This window comes from Acinetobacter wuhouensis (genome assembly GCF_001696605.3).
Taxonomy (GTDB): domain Bacteria; phylum Pseudomonadota; class Gammaproteobacteria; order Pseudomonadales; family Moraxellaceae; genus Acinetobacter; species Acinetobacter wuhouensis.
Genome location: NZ_CP031716.1, coordinates 3183686 through 3201409 on the forward strand (window position 1 = coordinate 3183686; position 17724 = coordinate 3201409).

Annotated in this window: 17 protein-coding genes and 1 riboswitch; of the genes, 7 read left to right on the forward strand and 10 right to left on the reverse strand. The window is 39.2% G+C overall.

Annotation, left to right across the window (positions count from 1 at the left end):
- Nucleotides 1–14: 14 nt before the first annotated feature.
- Nucleotides 15–632 (reverse strand): hypothetical protein, encoded by a 618-nt coding sequence (locus BEN71_RS15815; protein ID WP_227542621.1) that lies wholly within the window; start codon nucleotides 630–632, stop codon nucleotides 15–17.
- A gap of 196 nt (nucleotides 633–828) precedes the next feature.
- Nucleotides 829–2316 (reverse strand): type II secretion system ATPase GspE, encoded by a 1488-nt coding sequence (gene gspE, locus BEN71_RS15820; RefSeq protein ID WP_068973318.1) that lies wholly within the window; start codon nucleotides 2314–2316, stop codon nucleotides 829–831.
- 134 nt (nucleotides 2317–2450) lie between these two features.
- Between gspE and BEN71_RS15825 the strand changes: the two genes are divergently transcribed.
- The 4 genes from BEN71_RS15825 (at nucleotide 2451) to BEN71_RS15840 (ending at nucleotide 5908) form a co-directional block, all read left to right on the forward strand.
- Complete coding sequence (locus BEN71_RS15825) at nucleotides 2451–3272, forward strand: hypothetical protein (protein ID WP_068973317.1); 822 nt, start codon at nucleotides 2451–2453, stop codon at nucleotides 3270–3272.
- 15 nt (nucleotides 3273–3287) lie between these two features.
- Nucleotides 3288–4223 carry a mechanosensitive ion channel family protein gene (locus tag BEN71_RS15830; RefSeq protein ID WP_068973316.1) on the forward strand — a complete coding sequence of 312 codons (936 nt, stop codon included), beginning with the start codon at nucleotides 3288–3290 and terminating at the stop codon, nucleotides 4221–4223.
- 517 nt (nucleotides 4224–4740) lie between these two features.
- A complete protein-coding gene (locus BEN71_RS15835) occupies nucleotides 4741–5187 on the forward strand; it encodes a VOC family protein (RefSeq protein WP_068973315.1) in 447 nt (148 codons plus the stop codon).
- A gap of 100 nt (nucleotides 5188–5287) precedes the next feature.
- Nucleotides 5288–5908: a rhomboid family intramembrane serine protease gene (locus tag BEN71_RS15840; RefSeq protein ID WP_068973314.1), complete on the forward strand. Its 621-nt coding sequence runs from the start codon at nucleotides 5288–5290 to the stop codon at nucleotides 5906–5908.
- 66 nt (nucleotides 5909–5974) lie between these two features.
- Here BEN71_RS15840 and BEN71_RS15845 read toward each other — a convergent pair whose 3' ends face one another.
- The 8 genes from BEN71_RS15845 to BEN71_RS15880 form a co-directional block, all read right to left on the reverse strand.
- Nucleotides 5975–6328, reverse strand: a complete 354-nt coding sequence (locus BEN71_RS15845; protein ID WP_068973313.1) for a DMT family transporter — start codon at nucleotides 6326–6328, stop codon at nucleotides 5975–5977.
- 186 nt (nucleotides 6329–6514) lie between these two features.
- Complete coding sequence (gene ygiD / locus BEN71_RS15850) at nucleotides 6515–7381, reverse strand: 4,5-DOPA-extradiol-dioxygenase (RefSeq protein WP_068973312.1); 867 nt, start codon at nucleotides 7379–7381, stop codon at nucleotides 6515–6517.
- Nucleotides 7382–7546: 165 nt separating this feature from the next.
- Complete coding sequence (locus BEN71_RS15855; protein ID WP_068973311.1) at nucleotides 7547–8533, reverse strand: diaminopimelate dehydrogenase; 987 nt, start codon at nucleotides 8531–8533, stop codon at nucleotides 7547–7549.
- 278 nt (nucleotides 8534–8811) lie between these two features.
- A complete protein-coding gene (locus BEN71_RS15860) occupies nucleotides 8812–9297 on the reverse strand; it encodes a DUF934 domain-containing protein (protein WP_068973310.1) in 486 nt (161 codons plus the stop codon).
- On the reverse strand, nucleotides 9290–10933 hold the full coding sequence (locus BEN71_RS15865; protein WP_068973309.1) for a nitrite/sulfite reductase: 1644 nt from the start codon (nucleotides 10931–10933) through the stop codon (nucleotides 9290–9292). Before BEN71_RS15865 ends, BEN71_RS15860 begins: the two co-directional genes overlap by 8 nt.
- Nucleotides 10934–11161: 228 nt before the next feature.
- Entirely contained in the window at nucleotides 11162–11671 is a 510-nt protein-coding gene (locus BEN71_RS15870) for a DUF1543 domain-containing protein (protein WP_068973330.1), read from the reverse strand.
- Between the two features lie 324 nt (nucleotides 11672–11995).
- A complete protein-coding gene (gene trpB, locus BEN71_RS15875; protein ID WP_068973308.1) occupies nucleotides 11996–13222 on the reverse strand; it encodes a tryptophan synthase subunit beta in 1227 nt (408 codons plus the stop codon).
- Nucleotides 13206–13856 (reverse strand): phosphoribosylanthranilate isomerase, encoded by a 651-nt coding sequence (locus BEN71_RS15880; protein WP_068973307.1) that lies wholly within the window; start codon nucleotides 13854–13856, stop codon nucleotides 13206–13208. The genes trpB and BEN71_RS15880 overlap by 17 nt, the downstream gene beginning before the upstream one ends.
- Before the next feature lie 143 nt (nucleotides 13857–13999).
- Nucleotides 14000–14221: riboswitch (cobalamin riboswitch) on the forward strand.
- A gap of 24 nt (nucleotides 14222–14245) precedes the next feature.
- Between BEN71_RS15880 and BEN71_RS15885 the strand changes: the two genes are divergently transcribed.
- The 3 genes from BEN71_RS15885 (at nucleotide 14246) to BEN71_RS15895 (ending at nucleotide 17722) form a co-directional block, all read left to right on the forward strand.
- On the forward strand, nucleotides 14246–16138 hold the full coding sequence (locus BEN71_RS15885; protein ID WP_068973306.1) for a TonB-dependent receptor plug domain-containing protein: 1893 nt from the start codon (nucleotides 14246–14248) through the stop codon (nucleotides 16136–16138).
- 103 nt (nucleotides 16139–16241) lie between these two features.
- Nucleotides 16242–16820: a cob(I)yrinic acid a,c-diamide adenosyltransferase gene (locus BEN71_RS15890; RefSeq protein WP_068973305.1), complete on the forward strand. Its 579-nt coding sequence runs from the start codon at nucleotides 16242–16244 to the stop codon at nucleotides 16818–16820.
- Nucleotides 16821–16999: 179 nt separating this feature from the next.
- Nucleotides 17000–17722: a glycerophosphodiester phosphodiesterase gene (locus BEN71_RS15895; protein WP_068973304.1), complete on the forward strand. Its 723-nt coding sequence runs from the start codon at nucleotides 17000–17002 to the stop codon at nucleotides 17720–17722.
- Nucleotides 17723–17724: the final 2 nt, after the last annotated feature.

Here is a 17724-nt window from a genome sequence, read left to right on the forward strand (position 1 = left end):
CAAACACTTGCCCTTTATAACTTACAAGGATTTGGAAACTTTTGAACAAACTGAGTATCCGTTTCGTCATAACCATAATTCAAAAATAGATTACCTTTTTGATCAAAGTAGGACTTCCTTTGAAAATCACGATAAGGAGCAAAGCTATAAATATCAATTTTCTTAAAAATTTCAGAATTTAAATTAGCCAATGTATTCACTTTATTTGATTTAAGTTGACGAGCTGTCAATTTATATTTGTGCGTATCCGTTTCGATAAGACAATTAGTCTTAGGATCTATCGCAACAAATTCATCAGTAACGTCATCTTGTTTACTATTTCGACCGATAAAATTTGTCACCTGACAAGGACTACCACAAGAAGATTTCACTTTAAAATAATCTTGATTCACTTGCTCGATCCATGATTCTTTAACATCTTTAAAGTATTTTTCTTTTTTACCATCCACTTCTCGAATCACATCACAATGAAATCCTGAGTCATCAGGACACTGCTGATATACTTTAAATGTATCAGTCTTGGCAAAACTTTGTTGAGAAAAAAGAAAGACGATTCCCAATAAATTCAAAAACACAAAATTATTTCTCATAATTAAATTTCTCATTATTCTTTTATGATCCATGCCCACCATGACATGAGCGCCCTTCCTTATATTTAGATGCTATGCGAAAACACTTATTTCGAGCACCTTCAGCATTCCCTTTATAACTTACTAAACACTTCTGATAACACTGTTCCTGATTAGGCTCTGCAAACGTTGCTTGGGGCTGGACTTTACGATAACAGCCCATAAGTGCAAAAGACAAAATAAATGAATAATTTACTCATCACTCCGTAGCTTCATTAGTCACACGTAAAACTTCTTCCATTGTAGTTTTACCTGCCAAAACCTTACGCAAACCATCGTCACGAATCGAACCTGCATCACGGCGCGCATATTCCTCAAGCTCATACTCCGCAGCATTACCATGAATCAAACGACGCATTTGCTCGTCTATAGGGACAATTTCATAAATCGCAGTACGACCTGTAAATCCAGTATGCGAACAATGATCACAACCATTTGGCACGGGAAGTTTTAAATCTATTGCATTTGAAACAGGTTTAAATACTTCTTTTTCAAAATCATCCGCTTCACGCCACGTATGACAATGCGAACAAAGCGTTCTCACCAAACGCTGTGCAATCACACCAATCAACGAACTGGATAATAAGAACGGTTCAATACCCATATCTTTTAAACGTGTCACCGCACCAATCGCAGTATTGGTATGCAGTGTTGATAACACCAAGTGACCTGTAAGCGAAGCCTGAACTGCAATTTCCGCAGTTTCAAGATCACGAATCTCACCGACCATCACCACATCAGGATCTTGACGTAGCATAGCTTTCAATGCACGTGCAAAGGTCATATCCACTTTGGTATTGACCTGTGTCTGTCCAATCCCTTCAAGTTGATACTCAATCGGGTCTTCAGCAGTGAGAATATTTTTAGAACCATCATTCAGATCAGAAAGTGCTGCATAAAGTGTTGTGGTTTTACCCGAACCTGTAGGACCTGTAACGAGAATAATTCCATGCGGACGATGCACCAAAGTGGTTAAACGATCATAATCACTTTGCATCAATCCCAAATGGGTCATGTTCAAACGCCCTGCTTGCTTATCCAACAAACGCATCACCACACGCTCACCATGTGACGATGGCAAAGTCGATACACGGACATCCACTTCACGCCCTGCAAGCCTTAGAGAAATACGACCATCTTGCGGTACTCGTTTTTCGGCAATATCCAGTTTTGCCATAACTTTAATACGTGACACCAACAAAGGTGCAAGCTCACGGCGTGGCTGTACGATCTCACGTAATTGACCATCAACACGCAAACGTACCGATAATTTCTTTTCAAAAGCTTCAATATGAATATCAGACGCACCGACACGGATCGCTTCTGATAATAAGGCATTGATCAAACGCACAATCGGTGCATCATCTTCCTGATCCATCAAATCTTCAGTTTCAGGCACTTGATCTGCAAGACTCAACAAATCTGGATGATCTTCCAAACCTGCGGCAACTTGCTGAGATTCCCCAGTTTCCCCTGCATAACTAGAACTGAGCATTTGATTAAATTCAGTTTCAGAACATAACTGATGTTGCGCAACGCGTCCTAAATAGCGACGTGCTTCCTGTATTGCAATTTGTGCGGTATCCTGACGACGAACAATAAAAACTTGATCGCCCTCATAGCGCAATAACACGCCATGTCGTTTTGCAAAACTATAGGGTATTTGTAATTGTTTAAGGACTTGCATTACAACTTATATTAATGATTTAAATTGCTTTGAGTGTACTCTATGCGCATGACAGCGTGAAGTCTGTTTTTTAAAGAATTGATGATTTGCAAAGCCTATTTTTTAATGATCATTTATGTACGGGATAAACACATTTGTCAAAGAAGAATGAACATCTAGAACCTGAACTTCCCGACCTCAAGTGGTGGGGAGAACAACAGTTTGAACTGCATCAATCTAAGGCATGGCAGTTTGGCTCTATGATTATGCGCATGACGCGTGGCTTGCAAGAGTGGCGTTTAGAATATTATCGTCCACAGTTTCAATATGACTATGAACAACAATGGCATTGCATCCATGATGTGAATTTTGGTTTTCCTGAACCCTTACATGTAGAACGCTATATGTTCAGAGAAACGCACAAGACCTTTCAACTGATGCCGCGTTTAGCCGATCGTTCTGTAGTGATTCGTCCTGTAGACCCAATTTATATTCCCGCAGGGCAAAGAGGCACACTCTATATCAGTACACCGCTTTGGGTTTCAGGCTTTGTTCAAGCGCAAAAAGAGCCACTGTTTGATATTCCAGTGATTCAACCTAAAGACACATGGTTCGGTCCCGATCATCGTTTTGGTGAAATGTGCTATGCCACATCTGTGGATGGACGTACTGAATTAAACTTATTACGTCCTCGTGCTTTTCGTGCTGTGACGCCGATTGATTTTCACAATGTCAGTAATCATCAACTTCGTTTTGATCGTATGAATGTGCCTGTTCCTGCCTTGCCACTTTTCTATAGTGAAAGCACGGGGCGTTTATGGACATCACAAATCAAAGTCATTTATGAGGGGAATGATCGCCCTGCACGAGTAAAAATTGAAAATCGCACCCCACCACTGGCAGGTGAAGTGGTCTATGTTCATCCGCCTCGTTCACCAGGTGGTGCATTGTTTAATATGTTTGATTCATTTTTCTAATGGGATGAGGTAAATATGGCTGATTCCAACATCCCCAAAGACATCGCTCAAAGCCTAAAAGGCATTTTTACCAATATCAATGTCGATCGTTTAAGCGAAATTGCGGTTGCACTGGTTCTCGGTTTTGTCGGTTTTATACTGGCTCGTGTGGTATCCAATACCTTTATCCGAACCATCGGTGTACGTTTTAATGCACATCAACGCTTGGTTTGGCGACGCGGTATTTTTTACTTTATTTTCATGATTTTTGTCATGGCAAGCTTAAAAGAAGCTGGCTTTAAACTCAGTGTCTTTTTAGGTGCAGCAGGGATTTTAACGGTTGCCTTGGGTTTTGCCTCGCAGACTTCTGCTTCCAACTTGATCAGCGGACTATTCTTGATTGGTGAAGGTTCCTTTGAAATTGGCGATACTATTCAGATCACCCTGATTCGTGGACATACCATTGAGGGTGAAGTCATCTCGATTGATTTACTTTCAGTCAAACTGCTGACCATGGACAATGTCTATGTCCGTCTCCCCAATGAGCAATTGATCCGAGCACCTGTACATAACCTATCTAAATTTCCAATACGGCGACTTTCCATCACAGTTGCAATTAATTTTACCGAAGACATTAATAAAGTCCGTGAAGTTTTAATCGAACTCGCCAATGATTATTCACTGGTACTCGCTGACCCTAAACCACGTGTCACCGTGTCTTCCTTTGCTGAATCCTCTATTGAGATTCTTTTTGCACTATGGTGTAAACAAAGTAACTATCTACAAGTCAAAGATGAAATTCATGAATTGATTCAAAATCGTTTTGTGGAAAATCAGATCGAAATCCCTGTACCAAAAATTGGTTTTGTAGATCGCCCTGAAGCCCAAAGCCCTTCTCGCAATGAAGACTTAGATGAATATGCCAATGCGCAAGACTTAAAGCTCGAAAAGAAACAAGATAAATCTTTGTAATTAATGTTACCAAGTAGCATCAAAATCGAATTTTACACCTCGAAAAAGTTAGATACGCGGAAACGTCATCCGCAACGTGTTTGAGGCATGAGCCAGTTATGGCGCAAGATCTATAAGTTAATGTTTCTGCGATGTATTAATCAAGAGGTGGTGGTCGACGAGTTTTGCGGTGAGGATCCTCAAAATATATTTTGAGTCCGCAAGATGGTTTCCTTGCGCAGTTTCACTGCTCATTTTGCCAAAACAAAAGTAAGGCGAGCCGCAGGCTAGTCCGAAAATCAAAACTTTTCCATGTAAGACTCTGCTAAGGAGAATTAAAAAAATTTTAAATATAGATGACTCTTTTCAACCACGTAACATTAGATTGTAATTCAAATTTTCAACAGCAATTACTGTTGTGCTCATTGAGTGCAATAAAAAATAGCTAAAATGATTCAATAAACAACAAAATTTTCATCAAGCTTTAAGTATTCAACTGCTAAATTAATCAGATCTAAGTAACAAAATGGATTTGATCATGCAACTCAATCATTACTTAAACTTTCAAGGAACAGCCGAAGCCGCATTTAACTTTTATAAATCTGTCTTTGGCGGAGAGTTCAGCTACTTGACTCGTTATGGCGAACTGCCACAAGAAGATGGCGTGACATTTTCCGAGCAAGAAAAAAATTATATCTTACATATTTCACTACCGATCAATGATTTCACGGTGCTGATGGCTTCCGATGTGAATGATCAATTTTGTGCACCTAACAGCATTTTTAGCCAAGGGACAAATCACTACATTTCGATCAACTTAGAACCACATGAGGAAAAAGAAGCGCGACGTTTGTATGCAGAACTGTCTGTCAATGGACAAATTGAAATGCCTTTGGACAATACATTTTGGGGTGCGCTGTATGGTGCGTTCACAGATCAATTCGGGATTAAATGGATGATCAACTGCCAACTCAGTGAAGCATAAACTTGGTATCACGATTAATACATTCTGCAATATAGCCTATTGAATTACATTAAGATCGGTTATATTGCATCCAATCTATAATGAATGTGTTTATAACAATATGATCACAGGTCTTACTCATACCGTTCTGATTATTCTCATCACCATTGGGATTTCAATGGTGGCATGGCAACAACGCAATGTGATGAATCGTTTGATTTTCAATATTTCAGCGATTAAACATGGTCAATATGATCGCTTTTTGACACATGGCTTTATTCATAATGATGGTATGCATTTATTTTTTAACATGTTTACCCTGTATTTCTTTGGGCGAAATGTTGAGTTCTTTTTCCGTGGTTATCTGAGTGGTATGGGCTTTGTCCTATTCTATTGTAGTGCCATTATTATTGCGGCAATTCCAAGTTATTTGCATAACCGTAATCTCAACTCCTATCGTAGTTTAGGTGCTTCAGGTGCGGTCAATGCCGTCTTATTCAGTGCGGTGTTGTTTAATCCTTGGGGTATTCTTTACCTTTATTTCATCCCGATTCCTGCAATTATTTTTGCCACGATTTATCTCTGTTATAGCTTCTATGCCATACGTTCAGGACGCTCACCGTTGATTGACCATCGTGCGCATATTGCAGGTGCTGTGTATGGCTTCTTATTTCCTATGATTTTAGAACCATCACTTGGCACAGCATTTTTCTATAAATTTTTAAATACACCGTTATTTTAAATGCGCCTCAATTTTCAATAAGTACGGCAATGTTTGATGTTTAAGTATTTGAAGTAATCATTCGGCTTAAACATCAATATTGGAAAACTGCGCAATAATGGTTAATCCGATAGTAATAAAAGCAATCCCCACCCAACCTGCCAAATCAATATTCTGTCCAAGAAATGCTTTGGCTAAAAGTGCTGTCGCAATCACGCCCAATCCAGACCATAAAACGTAGAGAATCCCCGCTTGCATAAATTTCAAAGCATAGGCTGCACAGGCAAATGAAATAATATATAAAACCAAAGCAATCCCTTGATCTAGCTTATTGACCAAACCATTGCCTTTAGCAGAATAGAAAGTCGATAACACATCCGTTGCTATCGCGATCAGTAACCAGAACACCCCAGGATTAATTTTTGCAAACAATTCAGACATTATCTTTATAGTTCAAATTTTAGTGGCTGAAGTTTAGCTTGAGTTTGATATAAGGAATAGTACGATCATCATTTTCAATAAAATAAAGTCGTCGCAAAAGACTCAGCAAGAATCATAGTTCAATTAAAAAACAAAAAGGCGAATTATTATTCACCTTTTCAATCATTAATTTTTAGGTATTGAAAATTAACGCTGATCCAATCTAAAAGAAGTCATGGTCAATGAACCACCAACTGCACGATCATTGAAAATCGACAATTCATCCTTCTCTTCTTGTAAACCTAATGCATACAGCATTGGATAATAATGATCAGGTGTTGGAATCGACAATAAGAAATCTTGCCCTTGTTTATCCCAATCAATCAATGCCTGGTGATTATGATCGAGTAAAAAATTCTTCATTTTGGCATCGGCTTCTAAAGCCCAGTCATAACCAAACTCATCATTGATTTTATCGAATGCAACCTGTCTCAGGTTATGTACCATATTGCCACTTGCAACGATCAATACACCTTTACGACGTAATTGAGCAAGTTCTTTAGCCAAATCATAGTGATATTGCGCACCTTGGCTATAGTCAATACTGAGTTGTACCACTGGAATATTGGCATCTGGAAATACATGACAAAGTACTGCCCAAGTCCCGTGGTCTAGCCCCCAATCATGATCATGATGCACATGAATACTTTGAATGGCTTCTGTGGTCGCTTCAACCAACGCTTGATTACCCGATGCAGGATATTGCATATCGAACAGCGCTTGCGGAAAACCTCCAAAATCATGAATGGTTTTCGGCTGTTGCATTGCAGTCACTGCTGTTCCACCCTGCGTGAGCCAGTGTGCTGAAATACACAAGATCGCAGTGGGTTGAGTTTCCATTTCAGCACCAATGCTATTCCATGAACGGGTAAAGTCATTGCTTTGAATAGCATTCATCGGTGAGCCATGTCCAAGAAACAGCACAGGCATCACTTCCGTATTGGGCAGCGTTGCATTCCAACCTTTCAGTAAGGACAAATCACCTGTTGTTTGATGTAACATTTCATTCACCATGAAAATAGACTTTGCTTTATTATGCAAAGATTCTAATCATGAACATAGCTACTTTTACAACATACAACATTGCAAAAATAGAACGATGGCTGAGAAATAGAATGACGCTGAGGTAATAAAAAGCCGAATTTTCATTCGGCTTTCTGTTCAGTTTTCAATGATGTCTTAGAGTAATTCTTTACGTAATTGCTCAGGCGATTTCATTGACAATAAGCCTGGTGCAACATCAAATGCTGTTTTCGCACCATACTGTTGCATCTGATTCAAGCGATAACATGCACGTGCATACGCCACTAAAACACTCGCTGTAAATTCAGGATTACTGTCAAGTTTTAATGAAAATTCAATCACTTGATTCTGTTCATCACTGGTATTTCCACTACGAATCACAAAACCACCATGTGGCATTTTTTGGTGATCTTTTTTCAATGTTTCTTCATCAATGAAATTTACAGTGGTGTTGTAATCTGCAAAATAATCAGGCATGGTCACGATCGCTTGCTCAACCGCTTTTGCATCTGCACCCTCTGCAAGAACGACATAACATTCACGTTGATGCTTTTCTTTGGTTGTCAACGTTGGACGTGCGCCACTACGAACTTTTTCAATCGCATCCGTCGATGGAATGGTGTATTGCACACCAGCTTTCACACCCTCTACACGGCGAATCGCATCCGAGTGACCTTGGCTTAAACCTTTACCCCAAAAAGTATAAGTTTCGCCATCAGGTAACAATGCTTCACCAAATAAACGGTTGATTGAGAACATGCCTGGATCCCAACCAATCGAAATCATCGCAGTTTTCTTATTTGCTAATGCAGGTGCATCCACCGCCGCAAAATATTCAGGAATACGTGCATGGGTATCAAAACTATCTACGGTATTGAATTGGCTTGCCAAGATTGGACCTTGCTGTGGCAAATCATCTTTCGAGCCACCACATAAAATTAATACATCAATTTTATCTTGGAAATCACTTAGCGAATCCATTGCATAAACTTGAGTTTCAGCAAAGCATGGAGAAACTGTTGCAGGATCACGACGGCTGAAAATGCCGACCAATTGTAAATCAGGATTTTTTTGAATCGCAGTTTCAACACCACGCCCAAGGTTGCCATAACCCGCAATACCGACACGAATAGAATTTTGCATAAAAACAAGGTCACTTTTAAATAAAAACTAAAAATAAAAGGGCTAGAAATAAAAGACTAAAAATAAAAGTGAATGCCTAAGATTTTAAATTAGATATTCACTTTTATTTTGAATATTCCGAAAACGATAAACCTATAGTCTTAAACTTAGGTGACCTTATTCTACATGACTATGCACTAAAATAGAGCATTGTTAACTCTATAAAATATATAAATTTATGATCAATTTTTAAAAATAAAAAAGCCTGCTTAATGCAGGCTCTTGAGTGTCAAATAGGCTTAAGCACCCGTTTGATAACTTGCTTGTGCAACCGCAGTCGACGCTTGGTAAGGGTTGGTAAAATCACCCAAACCTGCCGCTGCTTCAGTAATATCTTTACCTTCTTTAATCACGAAAGTATCGAAACCTGAACGCTTCATGTAATTTAAAACGTCTTTAAATACATCACCTGTTGCACGAAGCTCGCCTTGATAGCCTTGGCGACGTAACAACGCAGCAAATGAATAACCACGACCATCGTTAAAGCCTGCAAAATCAATGAAGATTGCATCTAACTGATCAAGTGGAAATTGATTTACTTCAGGAGAAGTATCCACAGTAATAAATAAGGCTTTTTTACCTGAAACATTGCCAATTTGATCCAATTGCTCAACAGTCAGAAGCACATCACCTTGTGGTAACACACCATCTTCACCGATGATTTGATAAGTATTATCTGCAATTGTGCCATCTTTAGAGAGGACTTGAAGTGCTGTATTAAGCATATGCACGCTCCTTAAATGGCTGAATGCCGACACGACGATAAGTTTCGATAAACTCTTCACCCTCATTACGAAGATCAAGATACGTATTCAAAATTTCATCCACAATATCAGGAATCACTTCTGCTGAGAATGATGGTCCTAAGATGTCACCAAGTGAAGCATCGTGGTCTGCATTTCCACCCAAAGAGATTTGGTAGAATTCAGCGCCTTTTTTATCTACACCCAAAATACCAATATTACCCACATGGTGGTGACCACATGCATTCATACAACCCGAGATATTTAGATCAATTTTACCAAGGTTATAAATGGTATCTAAGTCATCAAAACGACGTGAAATCGCTTCTGAAATTGGAATTGATTTCGCATTTGCCAATGAACAGAAATCACCACCCGGACAGCAGATAATATCGGTAATGAAACCAATATGTGCACGAGCAAGGTTATTCTTTTCAAGAATTTGCCACAATTCAAACAAGTCTTTCTGTGGTACATCGACCAAAGAAATGTTTTGTTCGTGCGTGGTACGAAGCTCACCGAAAGTGTATTTATCTGCAAGATCAGCAATCAAATTCATTTCTTCAGTGGTCATATCACCTGGTGCAACACCTGCACGTTTCAGAGAAATCGTCACAATACGATAGCCTGCAACTTTGTGTGCATTGGTATTAATATTGAACCATTGCTTGAATTTTGGATGCTCTGCAAATTGTGCAGTGAAATCTTCATCTGCATAATTTTGATACGTAAATGGTGTGAATTCCTCATCCATTTTCTTCAAAGTATCTGCATCAACTTTTAAAGTTTTGATCGTTTCAGCAAATTCAGCTTCAACTTTTTCAGCAAATACCGCAGGGGTTAATGCTTTTACCAAAATTTTAATACGTGCTTTGTATTTATTGTCACGGCGACCATGTAGGTTATACACACGAAGAACTGCTTCAAGATAAGCAATCAACTCTTCACGTGGTAACCATTCACGAATCATAGAACCGATAATCGGAGTACGACCTAAACCGCCACCAACTTTGATTTTATAGCCTAACTCACCTGCTTCATTGCGCGTTAAATACACACCAATATCATGGAATGACGTTGCTGCACGATCCACTTCTTCAAGTGCAGACACTGCAATTTTGAATTTACGTGGTAAGAATGCAAATTCAGGATGGAAAGTTGACCATTGACGGATCAGTTCACAAGTAGGACGTGGGTCAGCAATTTCACCTGCAACCACACCTGCATATTGGTCAGTGGTGGTATTACGGATACAGTTACCTGAAGTTTGGATCGCATGCATCTGAACTGTTGCAAGCTCTTGCAACATATCTGGCACATTTTCCAATGCAGGCCAGTTAAATTGAATATTCTGACGTGTAGAAACGTGCGCATAGCCACGGTCAAATTCCTGAGCCAATTCCGCAACTTTGCGTAATTGCTTAGAGTTCATTAAACCATAAGGCACGGCGATACGTAACATCGGCGCATAGCGCTGAACGTATAAACCATTTTGTAGACGTAAAGGACGATACTCATCTTCAGTGAGTTTACCCGCTAAATAACGTTCCGTTTGATCACGGAATTGTGCAACACGTTCATTAACCAATTGTTGGTCAAAATCAGTATATAAATACATGGCGTACAGCTAGTAGTTTCATTATAACGATGCACAATATAACGAGATTTGATCTATCAGCGAAATGCTTTTTTTACATATTTTATAGCGATTTTATTGATAAGCCTTGTTGAAAGCATGAATAACTAAGGCTTTGCGAGTTTTTATCACATTTATTACGATATTGATGATTTTCTGAGATACTTATCTTATTAAGTGATAAGAAACCAAATTTCTTACTCACTCATTTTAAAGGGTTAAATAAGTATTTTCCCAATACCCTTGTGCAAACTCGCCCTCGATTAATTGCACATAACGTCCATGTACATGGTCAATGGCGATACAATCATCTACATCTAAGACACGATCGGTATGTGGTTTTTGCCAATGCTGAGCAAATTGTTGTTTGCCTTTCATTTTAGCTTCTGCCGAATCATGAGCAACAACTAAAATGTAGCGATGTAATTCACCGAATTCAAGAGCATCGTAACCACCTAAATTAATCAGCCACAACTTAGCATCTGAGCTATTCGGCTGAGCATCGGTAAAATGGATTTGATACTTCTTATTTTCAAACTCCAAACCATGTAGCTGATGCCATGCATCAATATGTAAACCTTGCTGTTCACCAAACCATGCATGTTTCAGTTGTGGTGTAATTTCTTCTAAAGAATCACCCACTGCCAAAACAACATCATGGACTTCGGTATTGGCACGTGCATGACGGCCACCAAGCATGACAATGAATAAATTAGACATTTCTACACCAAATGTTAAATGCAATGTAAATCCTTAAAATTTACATCCTATAAATATAGCTGTTCTCACAGAATCGGACGTCAAATAGAATCGTGCTATCGCGTTAGGCGACATGGATGTCGCCGTTGAGTCGGGGTTCTAGGATGAACCCCTGACGAAACAAAAGGGTTTTGTTACTTTTGCCCAGTCAAAAGTAAGGCATCGCCTACGCAAATTTATTTGATTACTCAGCATAATTTAGGGCTGTGCTTGCCATTTGACTTTAATTAAATGATATGAAAATAAAGCCCCTTCAAGGAGCTTTATTTATGATTTTATTGAGAATTACATCTCAACCATTTCTACACCATCAATACGAGCAACTGTCATCAAATCTTTATCACCACGACCAGAAACAGTCGCAATGATGATTTGATCTTTATCCATGGTCGGCGCAAGTTTAGTCACGTATGCCATCGCATGTGAACTTTCTAATGCAGGAATAATCCCTTCGATATGGGTTAAATCACGGAAACCTTGTAGTGCTTCGGTATCATTGATTGGCACATAGTTCACACGATGCATATCTTTTAAGAAACTGTGCTCAGGGCCTACACCTGGATAATCCAGACCCGCTGAAATTGAATGGGTTTCAATAATCTGACCTTGATCATCAGACATTAAATAAGTACGGTTACCATGAAGTACACCGACATGACCTGCATTGAGTGGTGCAGAATGTTTACCTGTTTCGATGCCGTAGCCTGCCGCTTCAACACCATACATTTTCACATCTTCATCATTTAAGAATGGATAGAACAAGCCCATTGCATTTGAACCACCGCCTACACAGGCAACCAGTGCGTCAGGAAGACGACCTGCTTGCTCTTGGATTTGTTTACGTGCTTCACGACCAATGATCGATTGGAAATCACGAACCAATTGCGGATATGGATGTGGACCTGCAACAGTACCAATCACATAGTATGTAGAATCAACATTAGTCACCCAGTCACGCATCGCTTCGTTCATGGCATCTTTTAGTGTTTTTGAACCGCTTTCTACAGGTACAACTGTCGCACCCAATAAACGCATACGATACACATTCATGGCTTGACGTTTCACGTCTTCAGCACCCATGAATACCACACACTCAAGACCCAAACGTGCTGCAATCGTAGCCGTCGCAACACCGTGCTGACCTGCACCAGTTTCTGCGATAATTCGTTTCTTACCTGACAATTTTGCCAATAAAGCTTGACCGATGGTGTTATTCACCTTGTGAGAACCCGTATGATTTAAGTCTTCACGTTTTAAGTAAATTTGCGCACCACCCAACTCTTTCGACCATCGCTCAGCATAATATAGTGGACTTGGACGTCCGATATAGTAGGCTAAATCACGGTCGAATTCTGCCAAAAACTGAGCATCATCTTTCATACGGAAATAGAGTTTTTCTAAATCTTCCAATGCTGCCATAAGAGTTTCTGACACAAAACGTCCGCCATGGATACCGAAATGCCCGTTTTGATCTGGGAATTGGGTATAGTCAATCTTACTTTGTTGATCCACGTTGGACTCCTTGCATAAATCTTTCTATGAGTTGTTGGTCTTTAATACCTTTTGCGGATTCTACGCCACCGCTGACATCGACTGCATACGCTTGAGTCGTTTGTATTGCATTTTCAATATTTTCAGGTTTTAAACCACCTGCCAATATTAAAGGAATATCGAGTTTGGGGAACTGTGACCAGTCAAAACTATGCCCTGTTCCACCTTTCAGTTCAGGATGCCATGCATCCAATAGCATAGCACTCGCACCAGCCTGTTGATATTGCTGAATTGTCGAAATTATTTCTACACTTGTTGCATCTGGTTTCACCTGAATCGCTTTATACCAACGGCGTTTATTATAGTGTGCAATCTGTTGGCATTGTTCTGCTGTTTCATCCCCGTGAAATTGAATCACATCAAGTGGAACTTGTTCTAAAACCTTGGCAATTTCTTGTGCTGTTGCATTGACAAACAGCCCCACAATATTGACATAAGGCGGAATCAGTTTCGCCAATTGTGTTGCAAGTTCGATATTTACATAACGCGGACTCGGTTCAAAAAATACCAGACCAATCGCATCCATACCCGCATGGACAGCAGCCTGAATATCTTGTGGTCGGGTAATTCCGCAAATTTTGGCACGGGTACGCATAGCATTAACTCGGATGTGTTCTTTATTTTCAATACAAATTTAAATATTGAAGGCGAATCATTGTAAAGCAATTTTCATAGCTTGCGTTAAAGTTCAAGATGATTATCTGTTTTACATTGTTTATACAGTTAACAAACTTTATACTGCGCACAAATGCAACAAGTCTATAGCTTAGGCTTAGGGAAGTTGGTGAAAAACCAACACTGCCCCCGCAACGGTAAAATGAAAAGCATATTATTTTGTCAATGGCTGACCATTGAACAACGCCACTGCACTTGTGTGGGAAGGTGAATCTGCCAATCAATATTGAATAACATATTGATTTATATTTAAGTCCGGATACCTGCTTGTTGTGCCCTTCAACTCAATCATTCACGGGGAGTGAATGAATGGAGCATATCATGTCTGCTATTTTTCAACCTACCACACTTGTAGGTGCTATCGCGCTTGCGATGGGGTTATCTTCTACTGCTTTTGCTGAAACTCAATCTTCTGATACGACAGCCCAATTGTCACCTATTGTTGTGACTGCCACTCGTTCGGAAGAAAGTTTAAAAAATGTTCCAGTCCGACTGACTGTAATTGATCAAAAAACCATTGAACAAAATCCTTTACTCAATGTTTCAGACATCATTCAGCGTGACCCATCTGTTTATATCAAACAAAGTGGTGGTATGGGTCAAATTTCTGAAATTGCACTCCGTGGATCAAAAGCTGTACATACATTGGTACTCAAAGATGGGGCGCGCCTAAATAGTCAAAATGAATTAGGTCCTTTATACCCTGCATTTTTAGATACAACTGATGTTCAACAAATCGAAATTCTAAAAGGTCCTGCCTCTGTTCAATATGGCAGTGATGCGATCGGTGGCGTGGTTCAACTTCTTTCAAAAAAACCTGTGAAATCTGGCGCAGAAGTGACTGGGATTTATGGTGAAAATAATACTTATAAAGCCATAGCAAAGGCAGACTTTGTTACAGAGCAAGGCTTCTACGCTCAAGTTGGTGGTCAGCGTTTAGAAAGTGATGGCACACGTATTTTTGAAAGCCAGCCTAAAAATGAAAAAGCCAGCTATGACCAAAAAGGCTACAATGCCAAAGTTGGTTATTCACAAGAAAACCTCATTGATGCGTCAGCTTCAATTAGCGAAAACAAAGGTACAAATATTTTTAGCAATGACTATATCGTTAACACTGCACCACGTGAGTTTGAGAACCGCGTGATCAATGCAAAAGTTGCTTATAATATTTTGCCTGATTTAATTTTGAATGCACAATATGCAAATGTTCAAGATAAACAAAATGTTCCATCATATGGCTCTCAATATAATACTGAAAATAATCAAGGTGACTTAAATTTAAAATGGAAATTTACGCCACAACAAAATATTTTAGTTGGTGCCACTTATAATGATGCAAATTATCAAACCAATACGATTACAAATAATGATCAAAGTGTAGAAAGCACAGGTTATTATTTACAACACCAATTTAAAAACGACTTGTTTGATACCCAAGCAGGTATTCGTGTAGAAGATAATGAACGTTTTGGTACGCATACCGTAGGACAAGGCGCTGTACGTTATCATTTCTTACCAAATGCCAGTGTATACGCCAACATTGGTAGTGCTTTCCGTTCACCAACCTTGAATGAAATGTATTCTCAATGGGGTGGTAATGACCAGTTAAAACCAGAAGAAAGCACATCATATGAGCTTGGATTTGACTACGATTTAACCTCAAATATCAGCACCAATATTTCTGCGTATCATACAAAGGTTAAAAATTTAATTACTTCTACCTGTATTGCAACATGTGATGGTGATTGGGTAACAACCTTCCCTGTCTACCAAAATATTAATATTGCTAAAGCCAAATTTACTGGTGGTGAAGCAGAAGTAAAATGGCATCAAGATGATTTATTCCTATCTACAGCCTATGCTTATGTAAAAACTGAGAATGAAAAAGACAATACTGAAATTGCTTATCGTCCTCGTCAAACACTAACACTGAGTACTGGTTTAGAAAATGGAACTTATGGTGTCAGTGCTGCCCTAATTGCGCGTGCGAAAGCATTTGCAGATACTAACAATACAAAACGAGTACCAGGCTATGCGACTGTTGATTTAAATGCGTATTGGAATGCAACGCCGAATGTAAAAGTGTTTACAAACATTCAAAACGTTGGTGATGTCGAATATCGTGAAGTACGTCAATCGAATAAAGATTGGTATATCAACTCAGGACGTCAAGCTTCTGTAGGCGTAACATTTAAATACTAAACGCTCATTCTAAAACGTATAAAACTTTTGAGGATAATGTCATGACTATGGCATTATCCTTTTTAATTTCAGATTTATGTTTTAAAACTTCCAAGGAATCCAAATGGGACATCGTTTAAGTAAAATTTACACACGTACAGGTGATGCAGGAACAACAGGGCTTGGTGATGGCTCACGTGTAGCCAAAGATGATCTACGCATTGCTGCACTTGGTGATGTTGATGAACTTAATTCGATTGTCGGTGTATTACGTTCACAAATTGCAATGAGTACAATTGAAGATAAAGCGACTTGGGATAAATCACTCAGCTTAATTCAACACTGGTTGTTCGATTTAGGCGGTGAAGTGTGTATTCCAAACTACAACCTACTACAACCTGTTTGCGTTGAGTTTCTTGAACAAGAAATTGACCGTATGAATGAAGACTTACCGATGCTGAAAGACTTCATTCTTCCAGCTGGAACAATTGTCTGTAGCTATACCCATCAAGCACGTGCTGTTTGCCGTCGTGCAGAACGTAGTTTAATGACCGTACATACACGTGACCAAAATATCCAAGCCACTGCATTGCAACTTCTCAATCGTTTATCTGATTGGTTCTTCGTTGCTTCACGTACATTACAACGCGCTGAAGGTGGTAGCGAGGTACTTTGGCAAAAGAATATTAATGAAACGATTTGATGCACTTTACCAAGAAACTAAAAAATAGAAATTTCACAATCAAATAAAATCCCACCTAACCTCCCTTTAAAAAAGGGAGGAACTTCTCGCCATAAAATTCACCTAACATTTCAATACAATATGTAGTTATGTTCAGCTTATACTTTTAATCAGAAAGGAAAATCAAAACAGAGTTCATCATGAGAATCATTGGTCATCGTGGCGCACGTGGGGAAGCCCCTGAAAATACTTTAGCAGGGTTCCAATACATCCATGACTTAGGCATTCGTGCAGTCGAGTTTGATGTACGACAGCTCAAAGATGATGAACTCATCATCATGCATGATGACAATTTTCTTCGAACTACGGGAACAGATCAAAAACTCTATGATCTAAAAAGCACAGAGCTCGAAGCCTACAACCAAGCCAATATTTGGATGGATTGGGAAAAACAAATCACACCAACTTTGCGTCAAAGCCTGAATATCATGCAAGACTTTGAACATATCGAGGTTGAAGTCAAAGCGGTTGAAACAGAAGAACACGCTGAAAAACTTGTTATTGAACTAGAAAAGCAGCTTAAAGGCTTTGAAAACACTGCTGTAATCACCAGTTTCGATCTAAAAATCCACCAAGCTTTGATTCAACAAAATAGTCATTTCAAACACGGTTTACTCATTGAAGATGACATTCAAGACAAAGCCATCGAACAAGCTTTAGCACTGAAATGTTGTCAAATTGGATGGATGAACCAATTAGCCACAGATCAACTACTCAAAGCAACACAAGATGCCGATTTAGCCATCAGTATTTGGACAGTAAACGATATTGAACGTGCAAAAAAATTACGTGATTTAGGAATTGATGGTTTGATCACCGATTTTCCTAAAATGATGCAAGTGGCACTGAATCAAACTAAATAATC